This window comes from Microvirga roseola (assembly GCF_020866965.1).
Taxonomy (GTDB): domain Bacteria; phylum Pseudomonadota; class Alphaproteobacteria; order Rhizobiales; family Beijerinckiaceae; genus Microvirga; species Microvirga roseola.
Window position 1 is genome coordinate 51553 of sequence record NZ_JAJATX010000009.1, and the last position, 10260, is coordinate 61812.

At 65.6% G+C, this 10260-nt stretch carries 11 protein-coding genes and 1 tRNA gene; 4 read left to right on the forward strand and 8 right to left on the reverse strand.

The features are described 5' to 3' along the window. The gene (gene pyk / locus LG661_RS08270) at window positions 1–1437 is read left to right on the forward strand and encodes a pyruvate kinase (RefSeq protein ID WP_230531399.1); all 1437 of its coding nucleotides are present in this window, start codon (window positions 1–3) and stop codon (window positions 1435–1437) included. On the opposite strand, the gene LG661_RS08275 is transcribed toward pyk, so the two are convergent. From LG661_RS08275 to cpdR, 5 genes are all read right to left on the reverse strand, one after another. Then, window positions 1434–2411, reverse strand: coding sequence for an alpha/beta fold hydrolase (locus tag LG661_RS08275; RefSeq protein ID WP_230531400.1), 978 nt, complete (start codon window positions 2409–2411; stop codon window positions 1434–1436). The genes pyk and LG661_RS08275 overlap by 4 nt on opposite strands. Before the next feature lie 13 nt (window positions 2412–2424). Next, window positions 2425–3057, reverse strand: a complete 633-nt coding sequence (locus LG661_RS08280; RefSeq protein WP_230531401.1) for a tetratricopeptide repeat protein — start codon at window positions 3055–3057, stop codon at window positions 2425–2427. 43 nt (window positions 3058–3100) lie between these two features. Further along, window positions 3101–3226: a type B 50S ribosomal protein L36 gene (ykgO, locus tag LG661_RS08285; protein WP_009763379.1), complete on the reverse strand. Its 126-nt coding sequence runs from the start codon at window positions 3224–3226 to the stop codon at window positions 3101–3103. 41 nt (window positions 3227–3267) lie between these two features. Continuing rightward, a tRNA-Val gene (locus LG661_RS08290) sits at window positions 3268–3342 on the reverse strand. 93 nt (window positions 3343–3435) lie between these two features. Then, window positions 3436–3792, reverse strand: a complete 357-nt coding sequence (gene cpdR, locus LG661_RS08295; RefSeq protein ID WP_230531402.1) for a cell cycle two-component system response regulator CpdR — start codon at window positions 3790–3792, stop codon at window positions 3436–3438. A gap of 177 nt (window positions 3793–3969) precedes the next feature. Here cpdR and LG661_RS08300 point away from each other — a divergent pair, with 177 nt between their 5' ends. Further along, a complete protein-coding gene (locus LG661_RS08300; protein WP_230531403.1) occupies window positions 3970–4860 on the forward strand; it encodes an N-formylglutamate amidohydrolase in 891 nt (296 codons plus the stop codon). A 167-nt stretch (window positions 4861–5027) separates the two neighbouring features. Here the strand turns inward: LG661_RS08300 and LG661_RS08305 are convergent, their stop codons facing one another. Further along, complete coding sequence (locus tag LG661_RS08305) at window positions 5028–6281, reverse strand: MFS transporter (protein WP_230531404.1); 1254 nt, start codon at window positions 6279–6281, stop codon at window positions 5028–5030. Between the two features lie 118 nt (window positions 6282–6399). Here LG661_RS08305 and hisN point away from each other — a divergent pair, with 118 nt between their 5' ends. Beyond that, entirely contained in the window at window positions 6400–7182 is a 783-nt protein-coding gene (gene hisN / locus LG661_RS08310; protein ID WP_230531405.1) for a histidinol-phosphatase, read from the forward strand. Here hisN and LG661_RS08315 read toward each other — a convergent pair. Next, entirely contained in the window at window positions 7102–8163 is a 1062-nt protein-coding gene (locus LG661_RS08315; RefSeq protein WP_230531406.1) for an alpha/beta fold hydrolase, read from the reverse strand. The two genes, hisN and LG661_RS08315, sit on opposite strands and share 81 nt — an antisense overlap. A gap of 189 nt (window positions 8164–8352) precedes the next feature. On the opposite strand from LG661_RS08315, the gene LG661_RS08320 reads away from it, so the two are divergent. Beyond that, on the forward strand, window positions 8353–8811 hold the full coding sequence (locus LG661_RS08320) for an Hsp20 family protein (RefSeq protein ID WP_230531407.1): 459 nt from the start codon (window positions 8353–8355) through the stop codon (window positions 8809–8811). Window positions 8812–8979: 168 nt separating this feature from the next. On the opposite strand, the gene LG661_RS08325 is transcribed toward LG661_RS08320, so the two are convergent. After that, window positions 8980–10056: a threonine aldolase family protein gene (locus tag LG661_RS08325; RefSeq protein ID WP_230531408.1), complete on the reverse strand. Its 1077-nt coding sequence runs from the start codon at window positions 10054–10056 to the stop codon at window positions 8980–8982. Window positions 10057–10260: the final 204 nt, after the last annotated feature.

The following is a 10260-nucleotide window of genomic DNA, read 5'->3' on the forward strand; positions in this document are numbered from 1 at the left end:
ATGAGACGCGCACGGCGCACGAAAATCCTCGCGACCCTCGGACCGGCCTCCGAGTCCCAGGAGATGATCGAAAAGCTCTTCGAGGCAGGCGCCGACGTTTTCCGTCTGAACATGAGCCACCTGCCGCGCGAGCGCCTGAAGGAGCGGGTCGCCATGATCCGCGCCGTCGAGGCCAAGTTCAAGCGCCCGATCGCCATCCTGGCGGACCTCCAGGGGCCGAAGCTGCGCGTGGGCGCCTTCGAAGGCGACAGCGCCATGCTGGTGCAGGGCCAGACCTTCACGCTCGATGAGGACAAGGCTCCCGGCGACACGAAGCGTGTTCACCTGCCCCATCCGGAAATCCTGTCATCGCTCGAGCCCGGCCACACGGTCCTGATCGACGACGGCAAGCTGAGGCTGCGCGTCAAGAGCGTGAAGACCGGCTCGGCCACCACCGCCGTCGAGGTTGCGGGCAAGATCTCGAACCGCAAGGGCGTGAGCCTTCCCGATACGGTCATCCCGGTCGCCGCGATGACCGATAAGGACCGCTCGGACCTGGAGGCTGCGCTCGATGCCGGAGTCGACTGGATCGCGCTCTCCTTCGTGCAGCGCCCGGAGGACGTGGCCGAGGTGAAGAAGGTCGCGCGCGGCCGGGCCCTCGTCATGTCGAAGCTCGAAAAGCCGCAGGCCATCGCCCGCCTCGACGAAATCATGGAAATCTCTGATGCCGTGATGGTCGCCCGCGGGGATCTCGGCGTCGAGATGCCGCTGGAGAAGGTGCCGGGCATCCAGAAGCGTATCGTCCGCACCGCGCGCCGCCTCGGCAAGCCCGTGGTGGTCGCGACCCAGATGCTGGAATCGATGATTACCTCGCCGGTGCCGACCCGCGCGGAAGTCTCGGACGTCGCGACCGCCGTCTATGACGGGGCCGATGCGGTGATGCTTTCCGCCGAGAGCGCCTCGGGCCAGTACCCGGTGGATGCGGTGGCTACCATGAGCCGCATCGCGGAAGAGGTGGAGCAGGACCAGAACTACTGGTCGATCATGCGCACGCTGAACGCCGAACCCGAAGCGACCGGATCGGACGCCATCGCGGCGGCCTCGCACCAGATCGCCGACACACTCAACCTCAAGACCGTGGCCGCCTGGACCTTCTCGGGCTCCACCGCCTTCCGCATCGCCCGCGAGCGGCCCAACTCGACCGTGATCGCCCTCACGCCCAGTCAGGAGACCGCCCGTCGCATGGCGCTGGTGTGGGGCGTACATCCGATCCGGACCAAGGACGCCAGCGACATCGACGACATGGCGTTCCGCGCCTGCAAGTTCGCCGTGCGCGAAGGTTTCTCGCAGGTCGGCGACCGGGTCATCATCGTGGCCGGAATGCCCTTCGGCACGCCGGGGGCCACCAACATGGTGCGCATCGCCTTCGTGAACCAGGAGCACCTGGCGAAGGCCTAAGGCGCTCCCGCCCTGGCCGGCGCAATCCGTGCCGCCAGGGCCTCGATTCTCGGGATCACGAGATCGGGCCGGGCGTAATGCGGCATGTGGCCGAGGCTCGGGAGCACGACCAGCTCCGCTCCGGGGACCTCCCGTACGAAGGAGCGGCTGTGGAGATCGGTCCAGACGATCTCGTCGCTGTCTCCCGCGATCACCAGGACCGGCATGCGGATCTCGGCATAACGCAGGCTCTGTCTTCTCACGGCGTCGTACATGGCGGCGAGGTCCTGCGCCGTGGCGTGGAAGGGCCGAGGCCGCAGATCGACGGGGACGGCCGCCCGCTCCATGAAGTCCGGCGGCACCGGACACGGGGCGAAGGTTTTTCTCAAGGCCTGACGGCGCAGCAGCAGCGTGATCGGAATCCCGACGGTCCAGGAGAGAAGCCGCCCGAACCAGGACGCGGCGATTCGCCGGTACCAGCCCACATAGCCGCCGGGCCAGGGCGAGGTGATGCCTGCCAGGACGACGATGGCCCCCGCCACATCCGTGTGGTCGAGGGCGAAATGGGGCGCGATGGTTCCGGACCAGGAATGTCCGACGACGACGGCGTTGCGGATTCCGAGACGGCGCAAGGCCTTTGCGATCACCTCCGCCTGCCAGGAAGGATCGGCTGTCTCCATGACAAGCCTCCGTTCGCTCCAGCCGAAGCCGGGGCGGTCGAAGGCGATGACCCGGTAGCGCGCAAGCTGCGAACCGAGCCCGAGCATGATCTCGACGAGATTGGAGGACGCTCCATGGAGAAGGACGATCGTCCCGAGCGCCTCCCCCTCCTCCGGCCCCCTTTCCAGGTAGTGAAGCCTGCAGCCGTCGATCTCGATGAAGCGGCCTACCGGCGGATAGAGCCGCGCCACGCGCCGAGCATATAGGTGCGTGAAGACGGCTCCGGCAGCAAAGAGCAGGACGATCAGGCCAACGGCCAGGAGGAGGATGTTCATTCCGGCCCGGAGATCAGAGGTCCTGGCCCCCGACCTCGACGTCGAGGCGGGACACGATGGTCTGGATGGAGGAGAGCTTCGGGTTGAGGGCGAGTGCGCGGCGATAGGCGATCAGGGCCCGCTCCTTGTCCTCGGAGGCCATCAGGATGTGGCCGAGCCCGGTCCAGGCGTTGAAATGGCGCGGCTCGATGGACAGGGCGCGGTAGAGATCGGCCATGGCCCCCACCGGGTCGTCGAGCTGATAGAACACGGTCGCCCGCTTGTACCAGGCCTCGGCCCAGTCGGGTTCGAGCGCCACGACCCGGTCGAGCAGTTCGACCGAGAGGGCGTAGTTCTTGGCAAGGAAGGCTTCGGCCGCGCGACTCAGGAGAAGGTCGGCCGTGTCGGAGCCGGATCGGGAAAAGCGCCGCTCGATGAGGGAGGCTATGCCCTCGGCTTCCCGCTCGGATTCGGCCCTGGCCAGCCGCTCGAAAAGGGTATCGAGGCGCGAGGCGTCCGAACTCGGCCGCGCTGCGGGCGCGGCTTCTCCGGCAGGAGCCTCAGGGCGAACGGCCTCCTGCGCCCCGAGGGGGAACGCGGCGAGGCTCAGCGAAGCGGTCAACAGGCACGCGAAAAAGCGCATGCCGGGATTGTAGGATCCCGGCATGCGTGGTCAATTCAAATTGGTGTGCGGCATCGCCGCAGCGGACTTAGCCCTGACGAGCCTTGTAGCGCTTCTGGGTCTTGTTGATGATGTAGACCCGGCCCTTACGACGTACCAGCTGGTTGTCGCGGTGACGGCCGCGGATCGACTTCAACGAGTTGCGGATCTTCATATCCGGTCTCCTGCGGCCCTTCGGGAAGGCCGGAAAAACAATGGTGGGCGCGGCTGGGATCGAACCAGCGACCCCTACGATGTCAACGTAGTGCTCTCCCGCTGAGCTACGCGCCCGGGAAACGGTGATCCTGTGCAGGTCCCGCTTCACGCGTGGAGGGCGATATACCCACAAGCGGTCGCGGACGCAAGCCGGATAGCCAACCTTTTTCAGGCGGCCATCATTTTATCGACCTCGGTCACAAGATCGCGCAGGTGGAAGGGCTTCGACAGGACCTTGGCGTCCCGGGGAGCCTGGGAATCGGGGTTGAGCGCCACGGCGGCGAAGCCCGTGATGAACATCACCTTGATGTCGGGATCGAGCTCGGTGGCCCGGCGGGCCAGCTCGATTCCGTCCATCTCCGGCATGACGATGTCGGTCAGGAGGAGTTCGAAGGGTTCCTCGCGCAGCCGGTTATAGGCGGCAAGGCCGTTGTCGAACGAGGCCACGTCGTAGCCCGCGTTCTGCAGCGCCTTCACCAGGAAGCGCCGCATATCGTTGTCGTCTTCGGCAAGAAGGATCTTCATCGGTTGCCAGCCCCGAATCGTGGCGGATTGCTATCAAGCCTTCATGAGGGCTCTGGGTAAATAAGCCGTGAAAGAACGACGCGGTTTCCAGTCGATATTCTCATGGACAGAACGCAGCGCTGCCTTACACTAATCCGACGCCGCCGCCTGTCCAGCACAACAAAGACAAAGATCCTGATGCGTCCAGTCATCGCTGACGAGTTCGATCCCCCCTTCGCCGTGATTGAGCCCGATGGGCAGACGATTCCCTTCGTCTTCAATGTTCCGCACTCGGGGGCGATCTATCCGGCCTCCTTTCTCGCCGCATCCCGGCTCGACGCCATGGCGCTGCGCCGCTCTGAGGACGCCTTCGTGGACGAGCTCTTCGCTCCGGCCGTGGGGCTTGGCGCTCCCCTCATGACCGCGCATTTCCCGCGGGCCTATCTCGACCTGAACCGGGAGCCGTACGAACTCGACTCGCGCATGTTCGATGGGCGGCTGCCGCCCTTCGCCAATACGCGCTCGATGCGGGTCGCCGGGGGCCTGGGCACCATTCCCCGGATCGTCGCCGACGGACAGGAAATCTACCGTTCGCGCCTTCCCGTCGAGGAGGCCCTGCGCCGGATCGAATGGCTCTACAAGCCCTACCACCGGATGCTGCGCCAGCTCGTGCGCCGCACGGCCCAGGTCTTCGGGCACGCGGTCCTGATCGACTGCCATTCCATGCCCTCCTCCAGCGTGAGCCGGGAGGACGGAGCCAAGGCGGACATCGTTCTCGGCGACCGCTACGGCACGAGCTGCGCCACGCTGCTGGTCAATCTGGTGGAGGCGGCCCTGCGCGAGCGCGGCTATACGGTTCTGCGCAATAAGCCCTATGCGGGCGGCTTCATCACCGAGCATTACGGCGAACCGGCCCTCGGACGCCATGCCCTGCAGATCGAGATCAACCGGGCTCTGTATATGGACGAGCGGTCCATGCAAAAGAAGCCGGGTTTCGCCTCCCTGAGCCACGATCTCACCCGGGTCTTCGCCCAGGTTATCGCGGAGATCGACGGGGAGCTCACGGTCAGGCCTATCGCGGCCGAGTAGGTCCGCAGGATTCCGGGCAAGAAAAAAGGCCGCCTTGTGAGCGGCCCGAAGTTTAGGGAGGAAACGCCCAAGAAGGGCTGCGATACGGCGACGCCATCGCCATATCGCACTGCAATATTTACGCCGCGTCGCACAAATTGCAACTATAATTTCGGCTTTAGCCATGCCTAGCGCGCATGTCTGCTCGGATGTAGATCGATAGCCCTTGTGTAGAAGACAAGGCTTAGCAGTAACCAGCCTGCGAGGGCCGCAAAGACGAGACGGTAGCCCTCCGGATCGTAGACCCCGCTTTCCGTTCGGTCCGCCAGGTCCATCAGGCCGCCGGTAGCGCTCTGGGATAGGAAGGCTCCTCCGATGGTGCCGATATTCATGAGCGTGATGCCCCTCCCCGTCAGCTCGGGCGGGAACAGGGATTTGCCGTGCGCCGTCAGGATGGGCGTGAAGGCAATAAACATCCCGAACAGAGCGATCCAGACCGTGGCGGCGGGCAGTCCGAGTGGGGTGAAGGCCGCGATGGCTAGAAGCGTCACCGTCGTCAAGCCCCCGATGAGAACCGGCTTCTTGTAGCTCCCCCAGAACCGGTCCATCGCGCCCCAGAGCAGGAGCCCGCCCATCTGCGCCGTCGCGCCCAGGAGCAGGATGTTGCCCCGCGTGGTCAGGTCCGCCCCGTGGACATCGGTGAGCCAGGGCCCGCCCCAGAGGCCGATCACGGTGACGAAGCAGGAATAGCCCGTCAGGTGCACGAAGAAGACGGTCCAGAAGGAGCGCACCCGGAAGGCGGCGGCCACGCCCCGGAAGGTCTCGGCCCAGCTTTCCCGCGCCTTGGTCGGGGCCGGCTCCTTCGGGACGGCCCAGACGATCACGAGGACGACGGCGACGGTGATCACTGCAACGGCGAGGAAGGATTCACGCCACCCGATCAGCGCGGTCGAGGCTGCGAGCGGCGCGGTGGCGGAGAGCGTGCCGATATTGGCGAGCCCCATCTGCAAGCTCGTGAGGCTCGCGAATCGCACGGGCGGAAAGCGTCGCGCATAGAGGACGAGCGGGGCCATGAAGAAGGTGGAGCAGCCGAGCCCCATGAGGGCACGCGCCGCGATCAGCCAGGGGGCGGAGGGCGCCAGCGCGAAGAGCACCGTGCCCGACACCGCCAGCACCGCCGTCGCCAGCATGGCGCGCTTGGGGCCATAGCGGTCGATGGCGATTCCCACCGGGATCTGAGCCGCCGCGAAGGCGAAGAAGAAGGTGCTGGAGAGAAGCCCCACCTGGGTCGCGGACAGGTCGAGCTCGGCGGCGAGATTGGTGGCGATAACGCCGATGGAGTTTCGCAGGAACTGGCTGATCGCATAGATCGCCACCAGCGCAGCGATCAGGAACAAGGCCGTCTCGGAGCGGCTCGAAACGGTAGTGGGCGCAGTATTCATGGCTGTGGTATTCCCCTGGGACCAAACCGTCCCTTGCCGCACGAGAGGCGGCTGATAAAAGCGGATCGGCGACGGGACGCCAAGGCCGTCCGACAATATTCGAGGGGATTCGCGCATCATGGGGCTCATCGACTTCACGCATTTCGTCAACGAGCTCGCGACCCAGTCGGGCCAGGCGATCCTGCCCTTCTTCCGCACGGCCATCGCTTCGGAGGACAAGTCCCGCGGGGGCGCCTTCGATCCGGTGACGGAGGCCGACCGGGCGGGCGAGGCCACCATGCGCCACCTTATCAAGCGGAGCTTCCCCACCCACGGCATCGTCGGCGAGGAATTCGGCGCCGAGCGTGAGGATGCGGATTACGTGTGGGTGCTCGATCCCATCGACGGAACCCGCGCCTTCATTTCCGGGCTCCCCACCTGGGGCACCCTCATCGGCCTCACCTACAGACGCAACCCGGCCTTCGGCATGATGCACCAGCCCTTCACGGGCGAGCGCTTCTTCGGCGACTGCGGCAGCGCGACCTATCGCGGTCCCGGCGGCGAGCGCAAGCTCAGGACCCGCCGCTGCGCCTCCCTCAAGGAGGCGGTGATTTCCACCACGAGCCCGCGGCTCTTCGCCGGCGACGAGCTCAGGGCCTATGACCGGGTCGAGAGCGTCGCCCGTCTCGCCCGCTACGGGTGTGATTGCTACGCCTATTGCATGCTGGCTGCCGGCCACATCGACCTGATCGTGGAATCGGGCCTCAAGCCTTACGACATCGTCGCCCTGATCCCGATCATCGAAGGGGCAGGCGGCGTGGTGACGGCCTGGGACGGCGGCTCAGCGGCCGAGGGCGGGCGCATCGTCGCCGCCGGCGACCGCCGCGTCCATGCCGCCGCCGTCGAGCTCCTCAGCCGGTAGGCGCTCCGCCGCCGGCTCCGGTTCGGCCTCCAGGACCCTGTCCGGCGTGCCCGGAATGAAGGCGTCGAAGGCGGCCCAGAACTGCTCGCGGATCTCGTCCCGCTCCATCAGGATCTCGTGCTTCGCGCCGGGAATCACGATGGCATGGCCCGCCTTCAGATGCGCGGCGAAGCGCTCCGTGGCCGGCGTCGCGCAGATCGGGTCCGCGCCGGCCGCCACGATCAGCGTCGGCAGGCGGATCCCGAGGGCGTAGCGCGGATCGGTGAAGCGGCTCATGAAGCGGAAGGCGGAGGAGAGCCACGCGACAGTCGGCGCACCGACGGCTCCCGCGCCGATGGCGGTCGCAGCCTCGGCATTGCGGGAATAGCGGACGGGATCGGTGGTCAGCCGGTTTCCCTTGAAAGGCATGGTCGAGATGGAGGTCTCGCCGCCGCCCGGGATGAAAGACTTGCCGAAGCCCAGCATGTGCAGGAGGCGCGCGAGGAACGCCGCGGATCGGGTGCGCTTGACGATGCAGAGCGCGATCATGGGGGTCGTGGTGACGAGGCGGCGGAAGGGCAGCCACTCGTCATGGGCAGCCCCGAGCGCGATGGCGCCGCCCATGGAATGGGCGAGGCCGAAATGCGGCTCCGGCATCAGCGGCACCAGGACCTGATCGCGGATCGCCTCCAGGTCGCGGCGGTAATCGGAGAAGCGCCGGACATGGCCCTTGCGGTGATTGCTCACCTGCCGGCCGGAAAGGCCCTGCCCGCGCCAGTCGAAGGCGACCACGGCGAAGCCCCGAGCGAGCAGCTCGCCCACCACTTCGAAATATTTCTCGATGAACTCCGCCCTGCCTTGCAGGAGACACACGGTGCCCCTGGGCTTCTTGGCCTCCGGCATCCAATAGGCCACGCGCAGCGGAATGCCGTCACCCGTGGTGACGGTCAGAAGCGTCGCCTCGCCGGGCGGGGGATTGTCGGGCGTGATGATGAATTCCACGGCAGGTCTCGAGGTACGGGCTTGAGCTCTTTATAGAGCGTTTCCGACAGGGAAGACGAGCCTCTTGAAAGCAACTTTATCCATTCCCACATGGATATCGTGCCGGCCATGACGGCGGCGCGACACCCGGATCCAGCCTGATAAGGTGGATCTTCATTGATGCATGTCGCTTCAAGCGGAGGATATGCCATGCGACAATTCGATCTTTCCCCCCTCTACCGCAACACGGTCGGTTTCGACCGCCTGTTCTCGATGCTCGACCAGATGGTCGGCGTCGATGCGGCTCCCAGCTACCCGCCCTATAACATCGAGCGCACCGGCGAGAATGCCTATCGCATCTCGATCGCGGTGGCCGGCTTCACCGATCGCGACCTGACCATCGAGGTCAAGGAGAACACCCTCTCCGTGCGCGGCGAGAAGAAGCCCTCCGAGGATCGCAAAGCGGAAGTCCTGCACCAGGGCATCGCGGCGCGCAGCTTCGACCGGCGCTTCCAGCTGGCCGACGGTGTCCAGGTCACGGGAGCGGCCCTCGAGAACGGTCTTCTTCATGTGGACCTCGTGCGCGAGATCCCCGAGCAGAAGAAGCCGAAGCTCATTCCAATTTCGTCGAACGGCGCCCAGACCATCGAGGCTCAGCAGGCCGCGTAACGGTTTCGCGTCGAACGCCCAAAAAGAGAGCGCCCCGGTTCGTCCGGGGCGCTTTTTTTATGTTTGAAACCTGGTCCTTTGGTCCCGCCGGGGTTGGAGGAGCCCCGTTGGCTTAAAGGTCTCGTTGCGGCACAGATCACGGGAGAATGCGGCAAGGATAGGGCAGGATCACTCCGCAGCCAGCCGGGACATGGCCGAACGGGCAATCTCCACGACCTTGTGAACGTCCTCCTCCCGGGTGGCGAAGGAGACGACGAGGCGGATCAGAGCCTCCTCCGCACCAACCGATTCGCCTTTCGGCAGGCTCGTTCCCGGCCAGGGGTGATAGATGACTCCGGCATCCTTCAGGGCCTTGTCGAGGACCTGCGGGACGATGGGGAAGACCTCGTTGGCTTCCGTCGGCCAGCCCATGCGTACGCCGGGGATTCGGGCGAGACCGTCGGCGAGCAGCTGCGCCAGCCGGTTGGCATGGCGGGCATTGGCGAGCCAGTGCCCGTCCGCGAAGTAGCCCTCGAACTGCGCCGAGGCGAGGCGGCCCTTGGAGATGACCTGTCCTGCGCGCTTTGCCCGGTAGTCCAGCGCCTCCGCGAGTTCCGGCTTGACCACCACGATGGCCTCGGCCATGAGGCAGCCGTTCTTGGTGGCGCCGAAGGAAAGAATGTCGACGCCCTGCTTCCAGGTCAGCTCGGCCGGGGTGCAGCCGAGCGCGACCAGCGCATTGGCAAAGCGCGCCCCATCCATATGGAAGTGAAGGCCGTGCTCGCGACAGACCCGGCCGAGGGCCGCGATTTCGTCGAGGCCGTAGACGAGCCCGCATTCGGTCACCTGGGAGATCGAGAGCGCCTTCGGCGGCATCTGCTTGATCGACTTCGACAGGCCGTGGAGATAGGCCGACACGTCTTCGGCCCCGAGCTTCGCCCCGGCGCCGGGCAGGCCCGCGAGCTTCGCGCCGCCCATGTAGAATTCAGGGGCGCCGCACTCGTCGTCGATCACATGCGCCTCCTTGTGGCAGACGCAGAGCCCGTAGGGCGGCACGGCGGAAGAAAGCGCCAGCGCGTTGGCGGCGGTTCCCGTGGTCACCAGGAGAACGGTGACGTCCTTCTCGAAGATTTCGGAAAAGCGCGCCTTGACCCGCTTCGTGATGTCGTCCGCCCCATAGGCCGCCATCGCCCCGTCATTGGCCTTTACCAGAGCCTGGAGAACGGGGTCGCTGGCGCCCACGATGTTGTCGCTCGCAAAGTTCATGAATCAACTCCTCGGGGGTGAAGCCTCGCGACTGGGGCGCACATGTCAAGATCATTGACCCATCGGCGCAGACTTTCGTCTCCAGTGGCTGAAATGTTGTTTTTGTTACACGCCGCAGGCCTGACTTGTAACTTTTGTCTAAAATTATTCCAAACCCTCTTGTGCCCTTGGGCGAAGTCTGGCAATTTGAGCCCATTAGGACAG